This is a genomic window from Marinobacter sp., assembly GCF_014859525.1.
Classification (GTDB): domain Bacteria; phylum Pseudomonadota; class Gammaproteobacteria; order Pseudomonadales; family Oleiphilaceae; genus Marinobacter.
The window spans coordinates 1-15,228 of the sequence record NZ_JACUUB010000066.1; the positions used below are offsets into that span (position 1 = coordinate 1).

General features: G+C 58.4%; 15 protein-coding genes and 1 tRNA gene. 8 read left to right on the forward strand and 8 right to left on the reverse strand.

The window, feature by feature from the left end:
* Positions 1 to 11 precede the first annotated feature (11 nt).
* Complete coding sequence (locus IBX51_RS11965) at positions 12 to 548, forward strand: gamma carbonic anhydrase family protein (RefSeq protein WP_291831507.1); 537 nt, start codon at positions 12 to 14, stop codon at positions 546 to 548.
* Between the two features lie 49 nt (positions 549 to 597).
* Here IBX51_RS11965 and IBX51_RS11970 read toward each other — a convergent pair whose 3' ends face one another.
* The 8 genes from IBX51_RS11970 to IBX51_RS12005 form a co-directional block, all read right to left on the reverse strand.
* The gene (locus IBX51_RS11970; protein WP_291831493.1) at positions 598 to 915 is read right to left on the reverse strand and encodes a PA4642 family protein; all 318 of its coding nucleotides are present in this window, start codon (positions 913 to 915) and stop codon (positions 598 to 600) included.
* A 116-nt stretch (positions 916 to 1,031) separates the two neighbouring features.
* Complete coding sequence (locus tag IBX51_RS11975; RefSeq protein ID WP_291831494.1) at positions 1,032 to 1,865, reverse strand: OmpA family protein; 834 nt, start codon at positions 1,863 to 1,865, stop codon at positions 1,032 to 1,034.
* 3 nt (positions 1,866 to 1,868) lie between these two features.
* Positions 1,869 to 2,642 carry a MotA/TolQ/ExbB proton channel family protein gene (locus tag IBX51_RS11980; protein ID WP_291831495.1) on the reverse strand — a complete coding sequence of 258 codons (774 nt, stop codon included), beginning with the start codon at positions 2,640 to 2,642 and terminating at the stop codon, positions 1,869 to 1,871.
* 35 nt (positions 2,643 to 2,677) lie between these two features.
* A complete protein-coding gene (gene aroE, locus IBX51_RS11985) occupies positions 2,678 to 3,505 on the reverse strand; it encodes a shikimate dehydrogenase (protein WP_291831496.1) in 828 nt (275 codons plus the stop codon).
* Positions 3,498 to 4,424, reverse strand: a complete 927-nt coding sequence (gene hemF / locus IBX51_RS11990) for an oxygen-dependent coproporphyrinogen oxidase (protein WP_291831497.1) — start codon at positions 4,422 to 4,424, stop codon at positions 3,498 to 3,500. Before hemF ends, aroE begins: the two co-directional genes overlap by 8 nt.
* Positions 4,425 to 4,432: 8 nt before the next feature.
* A complete protein-coding gene (locus IBX51_RS11995) occupies positions 4,433 to 4,999 on the reverse strand; it encodes a Sua5/YciO/YrdC/YwlC family protein (protein WP_291831498.1) in 567 nt (188 codons plus the stop codon).
* A gap of 51 nt (positions 5,000 to 5,050) precedes the next feature.
* Positions 5,051 to 6,196 (reverse strand): DNA-processing protein DprA, encoded by a 1,146-nt coding sequence (gene dprA / locus IBX51_RS12000; protein WP_291831499.1) that lies wholly within the window; start codon positions 6,194 to 6,196, stop codon positions 5,051 to 5,053.
* Positions 6,197 to 6,276: 80 nt separating this feature from the next.
* The gene (locus IBX51_RS12005; RefSeq protein WP_291831500.1) at positions 6,277 to 7,293 is read right to left on the reverse strand and encodes a LysM peptidoglycan-binding domain-containing protein; all 1,017 of its coding nucleotides are present in this window, start codon (positions 7,291 to 7,293) and stop codon (positions 6,277 to 6,279) included.
* Between the two features lie 299 nt (positions 7,294 to 7,592).
* Here IBX51_RS12005 and def point away from each other — a divergent pair, with 299 nt between their 5' ends.
* The 7 genes from def to IBX51_RS12040 all read left to right on the forward strand — a co-directional run bounded on the left by def (position 7,593) and on the right by IBX51_RS12040 (position 15,221).
* Positions 7,593 to 8,096, forward strand: coding sequence for a peptide deformylase (def, locus tag IBX51_RS12010; protein ID WP_291831501.1), 504 nt, complete (start codon positions 7,593 to 7,595; stop codon positions 8,094 to 8,096).
* A gap of 82 nt (positions 8,097 to 8,178) precedes the next feature.
* On the forward strand, positions 8,179 to 9,114 hold the full coding sequence (fmt, locus tag IBX51_RS12015; RefSeq protein WP_291831502.1) for a methionyl-tRNA formyltransferase: 936 nt from the start codon (positions 8,179 to 8,181) through the stop codon (positions 9,112 to 9,114).
* A gap of 2 nt (positions 9,115 to 9,116) precedes the next feature.
* Positions 9,117 to 10,418 carry a 16S rRNA (cytosine(967)-C(5))-methyltransferase RsmB gene (gene rsmB, locus IBX51_RS12020; protein ID WP_291831503.1) on the forward strand — a complete coding sequence of 434 codons (1,302 nt, stop codon included), beginning with the start codon at positions 9,117 to 9,119 and terminating at the stop codon, positions 10,416 to 10,418.
* Complete coding sequence (gene trkA, locus IBX51_RS12025) at positions 10,415 to 11,818, forward strand: Trk system potassium transporter TrkA (protein ID WP_291831505.1); 1,404 nt, start codon at positions 10,415 to 10,417, stop codon at positions 11,816 to 11,818. Before rsmB ends, trkA begins: the two co-directional genes overlap by 4 nt.
* Positions 11,819 to 11,989: 171 nt before the next feature.
* Positions 11,990 to 12,976, forward strand: a complete 987-nt coding sequence (gene glyQ, locus IBX51_RS12030; protein WP_291831508.1) for a glycine--tRNA ligase subunit alpha — start codon at positions 11,990 to 11,992, stop codon at positions 12,974 to 12,976.
* Positions 12,976 to 15,057 (forward strand): glycine--tRNA ligase subunit beta, encoded by a 2,082-nt coding sequence (gene glyS, locus IBX51_RS12035; protein WP_291831506.1) that lies wholly within the window; start codon positions 12,976 to 12,978, stop codon positions 15,055 to 15,057. The genes glyQ and glyS overlap by 1 nt, the downstream gene beginning before the upstream one ends.
* An 87-nt stretch (positions 15,058 to 15,144) precedes the next feature.
* A tRNA-Pro gene (locus IBX51_RS12040) sits at positions 15,145 to 15,221 on the forward strand.
* Positions 15,222 to 15,228: the final 7 nt, after the last annotated feature.

Here is a 15,228-nt window from a genome sequence, read left to right on the forward strand (position 1 = left end):
AGGTATATGTAATGGCAAATGTACGAGCTCACAAGGGTATCACACCACAATTCGGCGAACGCAGCTGGGTAGACGAGAGTGCGGTGGTGATTGGCGATGTGATTATGGGTGAGGATTGCTCAGTGTGGCCGATCACGGTGATTCGCGGCGACATGCACAAGATCCGCATTGGTGACCGCTGCAGCATCCAGGATGGCTCGGTGCTGCACATCACTCACGCCAGTGATTTTAACCCCGGCGGCTGGCCGTTAATCATTGGTGATGACGTAACCGTTGGCCATAAAGCCTTGTTGCATGGCTGCACCATAGGCAGCCGGGTACTGGTCGGAATGGGTTGCACCGTGATGGACGGGGCCGTGGTCGAGGACGAGGTAATCATCGGGGCCGGAACTCTGGTACCACCAGGCAAGCGGCTAGAATCCGGATACCTGTATGTCGGTTCACCGTGCAAACAGGCCCGAGCACTCACCGACAAAGAAAGAACCTTTTTCAAATACACCGCTGCCAATTACGTCAAACTCAAAGACCAGTACCTTAACGAGCGTTAACAGAGCGGTCTTAACAGCAAACCCGCATTCGCGCCGTATCCGCCGGAATTCAGGTTCCGGCGGATACCTTACGCCTTGCGCCGGCGCTTTCCATGGCGCGGGCGTAATCGGCACTGCGACCATGTTGTGACACCCGATCAAGCAGGGTCTGGCCACGGGGATCCTCCGCATTAAGATCTCGGCCGGCGGCCACAAAAAATCCGATAAACCGCTCAAAATCTTCCGCCCGCATGGACTCATAAGCCCGTGTCAGTACAAAGTTGTCGGGATTGAGCGTCTTATCCCAAGGCGACAGGTCAAGAAAGCTTTTTACCCGCTCGTCACTCCACTCTTCCCCAATAACTTTCGGTTTTTCTGGTCCGCTCATGTTCGAAACTCCTGCTATCTGGCAAAGTATGAGCCGCACAGTATAAGGCTTTGAATCTGCGTCAGTTATATGAATGCACTATGAGAATCTGCGCTCGGAGTATAAGGCATCAGCCTTCAGGGCAGAATTTCGACCGGCAGGTCACGGGTGGGCACGGCTTCGTCGCAGTCCGGGTTACGGATCGATATTTCAACACGGCGATTAGCTGCCCGGTTTTCAGGAGTGTCGTTGGTCGCAAGAGGACGGGTTTCTGCGCGACCGGCAGCCACTACCTGGTCTGCGGGAATCTGTCGGTTCAGCACCAGTTCATGCACCACAGACACGGCCCGGGCCGCAGATAAATCCCAGTTCGACCGGTAGCGCCCGCTTGCAATGGGCACATCGTCGGTATGGCCCGACACGACAACATCCCCCGTGCACGCGGACAGCACCTGAACCACTCGCTCAATGATCGGAATCATCTCCGGTTTGATGGCCGCATCACCAGAACGGAAGGTCGCCTCTTCGGAAAAGCGGATAATCACCTGGTCTTCATCGTAATTGACGAGCAGCGCATCCGATGCCACTTCGGCCTCCAGCTCCTGAATCAGACGGCCAGCCAGATCCAGAACCCCGCCCGGTATCTGCCGTGCTTCGGCGCGTTCAGCTCGCTCATCGATGAATTCCGGCTGATCCTGCCATGTCTCGGACGGCTCGGGCAAAGACACCGTATCGGCCTCGATCAGCGTCAATGGTGAGCCGCCAATGTCCTCTGCCAGCACATTACTCGAGCCAAAAGCCAAAGCCATCGAGTTAGCCATGGCCCGGTATTTTTCCGCATCCATCTCGGCGAACGACAACAACAGAATAAAAAACGTCAGCAGCAAGACGGCCAGATCTGCGAAGGTGACAATCCAGTCTGGTGTACGTTTTTTATGTGCGTTCTTTTTCAATGGCCGCGCTGGTTGCAAACCTCAGGCCTCCCGCTCCGGTTCCAGATTGGTCCGGTGTTCCGGCGTCACGTAGGAAGACAACAACTCTGTCATGACTCTGGGATTTTCACCGCGCATGATGCTCTTCATCGAGGTGACGATCAGCATCTGGTTGCGGGAATCATCTTCAGCTTTCAGTTGCAGCTTATCGGCCAGGGGCAGGGCGATAAGCTGGGCTATAAAAGCACCGTAAAGGGTGGTCAGCAGGGCAATGGCCATGGCCGGGCCAATGGAAGATGGATCATCAAGCGTGTTCAGCATCTGCACCAGTCCAACCAAGGTGCCGAGCATACCAATGGCCGGCGCGGACTCACCAATACCGCGAAACACCCGCTCGGCAACCTCATAACGCTCTGCGGTCTGTTGGGATTCTTGCAGCAGCGCTTCTTCCACCAGTTCCGGTGGGTGGCCATCAACACACAGGTTGATTGCTTTTTGCAGGAATTCATTCTCGGTTTCGTGATTTTCCAGGCCCAGAATACCTTCTTTGCGCACCACCCGAGCCAGTACGCCCACTTCCCGAATCAATTCCGCAGGGCGCGGCAAACGATCGGTAAACACGGTGCGCATGGCCAGCCTGAAGGCGCTGACCACCGAGGCCATGCGGAACTTGATCAGCGTGACCGCAAAGGTGCCACCAAGCACGATGGCAAGGCCCGGCAGGTTCAGAAAGGTCAGCGCCGTCGCGTTCGCCAACATAGCCAGCACGACGATCAGAATTCCGGCAAGCAACCCGACAAGCGTGAGAATATCCATGCGCAACCCTTATGATGTGGCCAGGAACATTGGCCTTAATCGGTTCTCAATTCTTCAATCACCGGCGTGGTCTCAGGGCGCACCTTCCGCCACACATAAAACGATTCTGCGGCCTGTTCTACCAACATACCCAGTCCGTCGTAGACACGGCGAGCACCCATGTCCAACGCCCACTGATTAAATGTTGTGGTCTGCAAAGAGTACATCATGTCGTACACCACGGTGTCTGGACCGATCACGTTTGCCGACACTGGGGGCAAATCCCCCTGCAGGCTGGCACTGGTGCCATTGATCACGAGATCAAAGGGCTGATCCGGTTGATCAAATCCGCAGGCCGCCAGCATCGCAGCGCCGGCATCCTGTGCAAACAGCCGTACCAAAGCCTCAGCCTTGGTCACGGTACGATTGGCGATGGTCAATGCCGCTGGCTGCTCGGCCAGTATCGGACCCAGGACACCCCTTACCGCACCGCCAGACCCCAACACCAGAATCCTGGCGCCCTTGAGTACAATACCGTGGTTATTCTGCAAGTCCCGCACAATGCCCACACCGTCTGTGTTATCGGCCACCAGGTCCTGATCTTTATCAAGATAGAGCGTATTGGCAGCGCCGGCCTTCTCTGCGCGGGGAGTCCGATGATCGGCCAGAGTCCAGGCCTGCTCCTTGAAGGGCACCGTTACATTCAAACCTTTTCCGCCCCGCTCAAAAAAGTGCCGCACAGTGCCAGAAAAATCGTCGAGCGGCGCCTGAATGGCGGTGTACTCCAACTGCTCGCCAGTCTGCCGGGCAAACAGGCTGTGAATCCTCGGCGATTTGCTGTGACTGATGGGGTTCCCCACCACCGCATACAATTGGTTAGTCATCTGTGCCCTCCAGCCAGTTACGGCCTGTCAGGAAATCATCGGTCAGCCTGGCTTCCGCAGAGCCGGGCTCCGGCTGCCGGTCATAGTCCCAGCGTACCAGCGGCGGCAACGACATCAGGATGGATTCGGTGCGGCCACCGGATTGCAGGCCAAACAGGGTGCCCCGGTCGTACACCAGATTGAACTCCACATAACGCCCGCGACGATAAAGCTGAAAGTCGCGCTCCCGCTCGCCCCAGGGTTGATCAAACCTGCGCCGCACAATTGGCTCATAGGCTTCTATGTAACTGTCGCCCACCGCCTGCATAAAGGCAAAGTCGCGAGCAAAATCACCGGTATTGTGATCATCAAAGAACAGGCCGCCGACCCCACGGGGTTCCTGGCGGTGTTTCAGATAGAAATAATCATCGCACCACGTTTTGAAATTCGGATACACATCAGCACCAAAAGGCCGGCAGGCATCTCGCGCCGTGCGGTGCCAGTGCACGCAATCTTCATCAAAACCGTAATAGGGCGTCAGATCGTAACCGCCGCCAAACCAGTACACTGGCTCGGCATTTTTCGGCGTCGCGATGAAAAACCGCACATTGGCGTGAGAGGTCGGCACATAGGGGTTTTCCGGATGAATCACCAGCGACACGCCCATCGCTTGCCAGGGCGCGCCAGCCAGTTGCGGGCGGTGGGCCGTGGCCGAGGCCGGCATGGTGTCACCCATGACATGGGAGAAATTCACCCCCCCTTTTTCAATCACTCCGCCATCGGCCATGACGCGACTGACACCGCCCCCGCCTTCCGGGCGCTGCCAGCTGTCCCGGATAAACGAGGCCTTGCCATCCACTGCTTCCAGCCGCTGACAAATACGCTCCTGAAGGTCCAGAAGATACGCTTTAACTGCCTGGGTATCTGGCTGCTGAGACATGGATTCTCCTAACGAAACTGTTGTCCGGTGACAATATCAATGATGCGACTGGGATTACGATGACCACCAAGCGCGCCCGGCACAACCCAGTCCAGCCCCTGACCAAAGTAGCGGCGTACCTGCCAGATATGCCGGGCCGGTTGGCGCCCGGCCGGGTTGCAGGAGGTGGATACCAGGGGCATGCCGGCGGCCTCACAAAGTGCCCGAACCACCGGGTGATCGCTGACCCTGACCGCAATCGAGTCGTGCTGGCCGCGAACCCACACCGGGATCTGACGATTCACATCCGGCAGCAGACACGTCACCGGACCCGGCCAGTGGCGCTCCGCCTCTTGCTGCAATGCCTTGGGAAGTGGGTCTAGCAGGAAGGCGACTTGCTCCACGGAAGACGCCACCAAAATCACGCCTTTTTCCACCGGGCGCTGCTTTAACTGCAAAATGCGCTCAACAGCAGCTTGATCCCAGGGATCACATCCAAGGCCCCATACTGCTTCGGTGGGGTAGGCCAGAACGCCACCAGCCAGCACCGTGCGGCGGGCGCAGTGTAACTGCCAGGGGCTAAGCGGGGACTTCATAACGGACTCTCCAGCCATCGCAATCAGCAACCATCATTCGTCATGCTCGGCTCAGGCGACTCGAAGATATCCCCCGGGAGCAGTGTTCACCAAACCTTCAAGCTCCAGCAGCAACAGCGACTGCATCAGTTGATCAGCCGGCAGACCAGTGGCCAGGCTCAGTGCATCGGTAGACTGTGGATCATACCCCAAAGCCTCGAGTACCGCGATTTCCCGACTGTCCAGGCCGGAAGTGTCAGACACCGGCGGGCGGGCCTGTTCCGAAGCCGAGCCACTGGGCATAGACCACCAGGTTCCCAGCTCTTCCAGAACGTCGTCAGCGGTCTCTACCAACCGGGCGCCCTGTTTAATCAACTGATGACAACCGCGCGCCACCGGACTGTGCACCGAGCCCGGAATAGCAAACACCTCCCGGCCCTGTTCCAGAGCGGTTCTGGCGGTGATCAAAGAGCCACTTCGGAGACTTGCCTCGACCACCAGCACCCCGCGGCTGAGACCACTGATAATCCGGTTCCGTTGGGGGAAATAGGCCGCCCTTGGCTGGGTACCCGGCGGGTACTCCGATACAATCAGCCCATGCTCAATAATGCGATGGGCCAGTTTACGGTGTTGCGCAGGGTAAAACTGGTCCAGACCGCAACCCACCACGGCAATGGTCGGAACGCTGGCATCCAGGGCGCCGGCATGAGCTGCGCCATCAATGCCCAGGGCGAGGCCACTGGTGATAACAAGCCCGCGACGACCAAGCTCCGCGGCAAACTGCCGGGCATGGTCAAGACCGGCTCGAGTGGCATTGCGGCTACCGACCATGGCCAGCTGGTCCCGATGCAACAGGCTGCTGTCGCCACGACCATAAAGCAGCAAAGGTGCATTATGAATATGACGCAATGCATCCGGGTAACCAGCCTCACCAAGGCCCACCATAAAAATAGCGTCTTTAAGACAGGCTGCCTTGATACGCAGAACGTCCCGGACCACGGCCTGCTCCGTATCACCGGCTTGCCAGGCCATCACCGCCGAAATCGCATCGCCGGCCAGGCCCATGGCTTTAAGCGTAGCGGCATTCATCGTAAGAATGTCGATCAGGCTTTCGGAGTTGGCGAGAATGCGTTCCCGCACTCTAAGACCGAATCCGGGCAGACGCGTCAAAAGCAGCCAACGACTGCTCGGGGATTGCAGAACGACTTGTGCAGACATGATTTCATCCTTGAAAACGACAATGGCCGGGCTATCCTGCCCGGCCATTGTATTTTATCACCACATATAAGCTGAGGGTATCAGGGGTTGGTTACCCGATCACCGACGGACAACGCACGAGTTGCCTTCAGAATCAGACCGTAACTCATTTTCTCGTTAGTCTGGAAAACCATCAGCAAGCCAGCACGCTCGGACGGCAGCTCAATGGTTTCTCCAGTGACCGGATCACGCACCATATTGCCGGCTTTCATCACCGCCAGCACGTTACCCGATTGCAGGCCTTCACGCTCACCACGATTGATCGCGACCACGTCGTATTGGCCGATCTGACTGACACCGCCATCGACCGAGATCATCACGCCATGGACCTCCTCATCTGGAGAACTGGGCACAAAGTTAGTGGTCAGGCCCCGATCTTCGTTGACCAGCAGACGGTCGCCGATGCGAACTTCTTCACTGGACTGGGTCAGCATCAGAGTCAGGACATCGCTGTTCTCCGCTGTGACCGTACCGCGGGCAATACTGCGGGCTTCCAGGCCAAGAAACTCTCCTGTTTCAGGGTCCACAAATTCTTTGCTGCGGCGGAAGACGCCCACGCGATCTGCCGGCTTCTGGCCCCGGGCATATACCCGGTCACCGGCACCGGTAATGATGCGACCGTCTTCACCTTCCAGTACGTAGGGTGCCCCGTTGATCTCGGCGGCCGATACGATCCGGGTATCCGTCAGAAAACTGCTGATCGCGTCCAGAGGGATCGCCGGGATCGGAGTATCGATGGCTTCAGATCGAATCTGAGGAGACAGCCTGATCACATCGCTGGTCGCCACTTTGGTAATACGGGGCTTGCCGTCGATGTACACCAGAGCCAGTCGGTCGCCCGGATAAATCAGGTGGGGGTTGGCAACCTGCGGGTTCACGTGCCAGATTTCTGGCCAGTACCAGGGGTTGTTCAGGAATCGCCCTGAAATGTCCCAAAGGGTATCTCCTTTGACGACAGTGTAACGCTCAGGATGATCAGACCTCAGCTCTGGTTGTGCCTGGGCCCAGGAGGTAAACAGCAGCGCAGTGGCTGCCAGAGCGTACAACAGTTTCCTCATTGTCTATATCCTTGATCGCGTGCCTTGAATCTAAGCGTTCGGTAACGTCGCCGCAGTATTCTCGCAGCTTATTACGTTGTTATTCCCGTTACTATAGAAGATGTCCGGGGATTTGTGATGTTATCTTTTGTTCTTCGAGTAAATTCTGCAGCAAGTTTGAAAGATTTTAACTATTAACTGATCAGTTTGTACTCAATCGGTAATTTATCGGATAATAGCAGCATCACATTGGCGTTATGATAAATTCATGACGAAAATTTGCGCAGACCGCCGTCGCATTTCAGAGAAGCCAAAGCACTATGATTTTAGAGATTCTTGAATATCCCGATCCCCGTCTTCGCACCATTGCCAAGCCGGTCGGAGAGGTGACTGACGACATCCGCAAGCTGATCGACGACATGTTCGAGACCATGCACGATGCGTCCGGCATTGGCCTGGCGGCTACCCAGGTGAATGTGCACAAACAGATCATCGTAATGGACCTGTCCGAAGACAAGAGCGAGCCCCGGGTGTTTATTAACCCGAAAATCGAGGTTCTGGATGGCGAGCTGGAAGCCATGCAGGAAGGCTGCTTGTCGGTGCCGGGATTCTACGAAGACGTGAAGCGCATCGAACACTGCCGGATTACCGCCAAAGACCGTAACGGCGAAGAATTTATTTTGGAAGCCACCGGCCTCCTGGCGGTCTGTATCCAGCATGAGATGGACCACCTGAACGGCAAGCTGTTCGTGGATTATCTGAGCTCTCTCAAGCGCACTCGCATACGCAAGAAGCTGGAAAAACAGCACAAACAGAGCGCCTGAGCAACACTCAGCATCGAGCCGAATTCAGGACCGGGTTGCGACCCGGTCTTTTCGTATTCAACGACACAGAGATGACATCACCGTGCGAATCGTTTTTGCCGGCACGCCGGATTTTGCCGCCACTGCCCTGAAGGCTCTGCTGGAAGCTGGCCATCAGGTGGTGGGTGTATACAGCCAGCCGGACCGTCCCGCCGGCCGTGGCCGCAAGCTAATGCCCAGCCCGGTCAAGCAAGTTGCGTTAGACGCTGACATTCCGGTGTTCCAGCCCCAGAGCCTGAAACCGGAAGATGCCCAGCAAGAGCTGGCTGCCCTGCAGCCTGACGTCATGATCGTTGCCGCCTACGGCCTTATTCTGCCGAAAGCCGTTCTCGACCTGCCCACGCATGGCTGCCTGAACATCCACGCCTCCCTGTTGCCTCGCTGGCGAGGGGCTGCACCTATTCAGCGGGCCATTGCTGCAGGCGACACCAACACCGGCATCACTATCATGCAGATGGACGTTGGCCTCGATACCGGCGATATGCTGTTAAAAGTTACCACCGCCATTCAACCAGACGACACCGGCGGCAGTCTGCATGACAGACTGGCCGACATCGGCGGTGCGGCCATTGTCGAAACACTGACCAAGCTCAGCAAAGGTCCGCTGATTGGCGAAGCCCAGAACGACGCCGACGCCAACTATGCCCACAAGCTCTCGAAAGAAGAAGGGCATATCGATTGGAGCCGCAGCGCATCGGAGATTGAACGGCTGATCCGCGCCTTCAATCCCTGGCCCGGTACCTACAGCGATCTTGGCGATCAGCGCATTCGCCTGCATCAGGCCCGCGCACTGGAACAGAACAGTGACAAAGCACCCGGCACGGTATTACGGCGTGAGCGGGAAGGCATCGACGTTGCCTGTGGCAATGGCACCTTAAGAGTTACCTTGGTTCAACTACCCGGTACCCGCGCTCTGAGCGTGAATGATCTGATCAACGGCGGCAAGCCGGTGCTCATGCCAGAACAGGAGCTGCGCTGATCATGGCCTATCCGCCCCTGTCGTTTCGTGCCGTCGCAGCCAATGTGTTGCTGGCGGTCGAGAACGGTCAGTCGTTGTCCCAGTGCCTGCCGCTGGCCCTGGGTCAGCTGCCACCGGAACAAAGACCACAGCTGCAGGCGATCTGCTACGGAAGCTGCCGCTGGTTTCACCGGCTAGAAGGTGAACTCAATCAACGTCTGAAAAAACCCTTACGTAAGCCAGACCGGGTTATCCACCATCTGATGCTGGTGGCCTTATTCCAGCTTCGCTTCAGCGAACAGGCTACATACGCCGTCTTGAATGAAACCGTAGAAGCCTGTCGTGAGCTCGACAAACCGCACCTGACCGGGCTCGTCAACGGTGTGTTGCGTGCCGCTGAGCGCGAAGGGGCGCCAGAGCCCACAGACGACAGCAGCCGCTATAGCCACCCGGTGTGGATCGTCGAAAAACTGCGGCATAACTGGCCGAACGACTGGCAGGCCATTCTGGATGCCAACAACACCCAGGCACCCATGACCCTTCGGGTGAACGCCCGGCGCTTCAGCCGGGACGAGTACCTCGCGCTCTTGAAAGAAGCTGGCATCGGCGCCCAACCCACCCGCTTTGCCCCGTTTGGCATTCAGCTTGAGCGCCCGGTCCCCGTCGAACGCCTGCCCTGGTTTGATGATGGCGCCGCCAGCGTTCAGGACGAAGCCGCCCAGTTGTGTTCCACGCTGATGGATCTGCAGCCAGGCCAGCGAGTACTGGACGCCTGCGCCGCTCCGGGCGGCAAAACCTGCGCCATTCTGGAAGCGTGCGCCGATCTGGACGAGGTAGTGGCCATCGACGAGTCTGCCGAGCGTCTGCCCAGAGTTCAGGAAAATCTCGACCGCCTGGACCTGGTCGCTACCCTGAAAGAGGCCGATGCCGCCAACACTGAGCAATGGTGGGACGGTCAGGCCTTTGACCGCATTCTGCTGGACGTGCCCTGCAGCGCTACCGGGGTGATCCGCCGGCACCCGGACATCAAATTACTGCGCAGGGAATCTGACATCGTGCCGCTGGCGAGCATCCAGCTTGGCCTGCTTGACGCCATGTGGTCTATCCTGAAACCCGGCGGCCGACTGGTATACGCCACCTGCTCGGTGTTTCCACAAGAGAACCACCGTATAATTCAGCGATTCCTGAAACAGCAGGCACGCGCAACGCTGATTCCGATTGACTCGGCCTGGGGCCAGGACATGAACGCCGGTCGCCAGTTATTACCAGACCCGGACAGCCACGACGGCTTTTTCTACGCCGTGCTGGAGAAACCTGAAGCATGAAAATCCTGATTCTTGGTGCGGGCCAGGTTGGTGGCACCCTTGCGGAAAACCTCGCCAACGAGGCCAACGACATCACCGTCATCGACAGCGACAGTGCCCGCCTGCGGGAACTGCAGGATCGTCTGGACATCCGTACGATGCACGGCAAGGCCTCTTATCCAACGGTATTGCGCCAGGCCGGCGCCGAAGATGCCGACATGGTGATTGCGGTGACCAACAGCGATGAAACCAATATGGTCGCCTGCCAGGTGTCCAAGCTGTTGTACAAAACCCCGACCACCATCTGCCGGGTTCGCGCCAATGCTTACCTGGCCAAACAAGAGCTGTTTTACCAGCGGGATGTGGAGAAAGATCTGGACAGCCTGCGCGGCTTCCCGATTGACGTTCTGATCAGCCCTGAACACCTGGTGACCAAGCACATTACCCGGCTGATCGAATATCCGGGCACCCTGCAGGTTCTGGAATTCTCCAAAGGTTTAGTAAGGCTGGTGGCTATACGTGCCGCGGAAGGCGGACCACTGGTGGGCCATGAACTGTCTTACCTGCGCGCCCACATGCCCCGGATCGATACCCGCGTTGCCGCCATTTTCCGCAAGGACCGGGCCATCATGCCCCACGGCGACACGGTGATTGAAGACGGTGACGAAGTGTTCTTCATCGCCGCCTCTGATCACATTCGCTCGGTCATGAGCGAGCTACAGCCACTGTCCAAGCCCTACAAGCGCATTTTTATCTGTGGTGGTGGCAACATCGGTTACCGACTGGCGAACACCCTGGAAAATCGCTACCAGGTAAAGATCCTGGAGCGGGACCACGACCGTTGCGTGATGCTATCTGAAAGGCTGCGTAAAACCGTGGTCCTGGAGGGCGATGCCGCCAACAAAGACATCCTGTTAGAAGAAAACATCGAAAACACCGATGTGTTCTGTGCCGTCACCAACGATGACGAAGCTAACATCATGGCGTCTTTGTTGGCCAAACGCCTGGGTGCTCGCAAGGTACTCACTCTGATCAACAATCCGGATTACGTGGATCTGATTCAGGGCGGCGACATCGACGTTGCCATCTCACCCCAGCAAACCACCATCGGCAGCCTGCTCACCCACGTGCGCCGGGGCGATGTGGTTAACGTTCACTCATTGCGCCGGGGCGCGGCCGAGGCCATCGAAGCGATTGCCCACGGCGATCACCGCTCGTCAAAGGTGGTTGGCAAACGTCTGGACGAAATCAACTTGCCGCCAGGCACCACCATCGGCGCCATCGTCCGCCACAACGAAGTACTGATTGCCCACGACCACATCCGGGTGCAGCCGGATGACCATGTCATCCTGTTTCTGGTAGACAAAACCCGGATCCGGGATGTGGAAAAGCTGTTCCAGGTGGGCCTCACCTTCTTCTGATTGATCTCAAGCAAAACAACACCCTGGCTGGCACTTAGAAATGCAACGCCAGCCAGCGTATAATGCGCGTTCTCAAAATTCGGAGTGCCTCGCAAACCGGGGCGCCACACACAGACTGACCAGCAGGCAAACGTCGTGACAGACAAGGCAACCAACAACTCCGCGCCGGATATCAAGACCTTCCAGGGTCTCATCCTGGCACTGCAGAATTTCTGGGCGCAGCACGGCTGCGTGGTGCTCCAGCCGCTCGACATGGAAGTCGGCGCCGGTACTTTCCATCCGGCCACCTTCCTGCGCTCCATTGGTCCGGAAACCTGGAACGCGGCCTACGTCCAGCCCAGCCGCCGCCCCACCGACGGCCGCTACGGTGAAAACCCCAATCGCCTGCAGCACTATTACCAGTTTCAGGTAGTGCTCAAGCCGTCTCCGGACAACATTCAGGAGCTGTACCTGGATTCGCTGCGCGCCCTGGGCCTGGACCCACTGGTGCACGACATCCGCTTTGTGGAAGATAACTGGGAATCCCCGACGTTGGGCGCCTGGGGTCTGGGCTGGGAAATATGGCTGAACGGCATGGAAGTAACCCAGTTCACCTACTTCCAGCAGGTGGGTGGGTTGGAATGCTTCCCGGTCACCGGCGAGCTGACCTATGGCCTTGAGCGCATCGCCATGTACCTTCAGGGTGTGGACAGCGTGTACGACCTGGTGTGGACCAACGGCCCGGACGGCGTAGTCACCTACGGCGATGTGTTCCATCAGAACGAAGTGGAGCAGTCCACCTACAACTTTGAGCACGCCGACACCGAGTTCCTGTTCCACAGCTTCGACATTTATGAACGGGAAAGCGCCCGCCTGATCGAAGCCGGGCTACCGCTGCCGGCCTACGAACAGGTACTCAAAGCCTCTCACACGTTTAACCTGCTGGACGCCCGCCACGCCATTTCCGTAACCGAGCGACAGCGTTTCATCCTGCGTGTACGCACCCTGGCACGCTCCGTGGCCCAGGCCTACTTCGAGAGCCGCCGCAAACAGGGCTTCCCGCTGGCGCCTGAGCACCTTCGCAAGGAAGTGCTGGCCGCCGCCGAGGCTGCTGAAGCCAAGGCCAACAAGAAGGGCAAGAAAGCCAACAAGGCACCGCAGGAACAGGGGAACGCATAATGGCTACACAGGATTTTTTGGTTGAACTGGGCACCGAAGAGCTGCCTCCGAAAGCCCTCAAACCACTGTCTGATGCCTTTACCCAAGGCATCGTCAAAGGCCTGGAAGAGGCTGGCGTGGCATTTGGCAAGGTGGAAGCCTTCGCCGCACCCCGCCGCCTCGCGGTACGTATTCGTGACCTGGCCGACGCCCAGCCAGACAAGCCGGTTGAGAAGCGGGGCCCGGCGGTAAAAGCCGCCTTTGATGACGCCGGCAACCCAACCCGGGCCCTGACCGGCTTTGCCACCTCACTGGGCATTACGCCGGACCAGCTCGACACTCTGGAAACCGACAAGGGGGCCTGGCTGGTATACCGCACCGTGGAGCAGGGCAAGCCAACCATTGAGTTGATGCCCGAACTGGTGGAGAAATCCCTGGCGGCGCTACCCATTCCCAAGCGTATGCGCTGGGGCGCCCACAAAACCGAGTTTGTTCGCCCTGTACACTGGCTGATCCTGCTCTTCGGCAACAAAGTGATAGACACCCCGGTGATGAACCTCAAGCCCGGCAACAAAACCCGTGGCCATCGTTTCCATTGCCCAAAAGAGCTGATCGTACCCACCCCGGCCGATTACGAAGTGGTACTGAAGCAGGAAGGCTACGTGCTGGCCGACTTCGCCGAGCGCCGTGAACAGATTCGTCAGGGCGTTGCCCAACTGGCGGAGAAAGAAGCCAACGGCAAAGCCGTCATTGACGAAGCGCTGCTGGACGAAGTGACCGCTCTGAACGAGTGGCCGGTCCCGCTGATGGGCCGGTTCGAAGAGCGTTTTCTGGAGGTGCCGGCTGAGGCGCTGATCTCCTCCATGAAGGAGCACCAGAAATACTTCCACGTAGTGGATGCCAACGACCAGATGCTGCCACTGTTCATCACCGTGGCCAACCTCGAAAGCAAAGACCCGGCCCAGGTGATTTCCGGTAACGAGAAGGTCATTCGCCCGCGCCTGTCCGACGCCGCTTTCTTCTACGAAACCGACCGCAAGACCAAACTGGAAGACCGCATCGAGGCGCTCAAGCCCATCGTGTTCCAGGACAAGCTCGGCAGCCTTTACGATAAATCCGTGCGGGTAGCGGCGCTGGCCAAGAAGATCGCCGAGGCCATCAACAGCGACCCGGCCCTGGCCGAGCGCGCGGCCATGCTGGCCAAGACCGATCTGGTCACCGAAATGGTGCTGGAGTTCACTGACCTGCAGGGCATCATGGGCCAGTACTACGCCACCAACGACGGCGAACACGCCGACGTGGCCAAGGCCTTGAACGAGCAGTACATGCCGCGCTTTGCCGGCGACGACCTGCCCACCACCCTGACCGGCTGCGCCGTCGCCATCGCCGACCGCATCGACTCCCTGGTGGGCCTGTTTGGCATCAACCAGCCGCCCTCCGGTACCCGTGATCCATTCGCCTTGCGCCGCGCCTCACTGGGTGTGCTGCGTATCATCATCGAACGGCAGCTGCCGCTGGATCTGCAAACCGTGTGCGAATGGGCCGAGCAGAACTTCACCGTGCTGACCGAGAAGAATACCGCCAGCACCGTGGTGGACTACATGCTGGAGCGCTTCCGCGCCCACTACGACGAGCAGGGCATCGGCGCCGAAGTGTACCTGGCCGTACACGCTCGCCGCCCGAGCCGTCCGCTGGACTTCGACCGCCGGGTCAAGGCCGTCGAAGCCTTCCGCCAGCTGCCAGAAGCTCTGGCACTCGCTGGAGCCAACAAGCGAGTCTCTAACATTCTCACCAAACAGGGTGGCGACCGCATCGGCGAAACCGTAGACAACGCCTTGTTGCAGGATGCGTCGGAGAAAGTGCTGGCGGCAAAGGTGGATGAGCTTGCCAATAAGGTACTGCCGCTGTTCGAGCAAGGCGATTACGCCACCGCGCTGACCGCCCTGGCCAGCCTGCGCGAGCCGGTCGATACCTTCTTTGATGAGGTAATGGTGATGGCAGACGACGACGCCGTGCGCAACAATCGCCTGGCGCTGCTCAACCGCCTGCGTAACCTGTTCCTGCGCGTAGCCGACATTTCCCTGCTGCCCACTGCCGGGTAATAGGGCGCTTCGCGGTTATAGGAATCATTTCCCCAGGGACGGGGGCTAGTAAAACGGCTAACAATCCGTATAATACCGGCCGTTGATCGGCGTGTGGCGCAGCTTGGTAGCGCACTTCGTTCGGGACGAAGGGGTCGCAGGTTCGAATCCTGCCACGCCGACCACTATCCC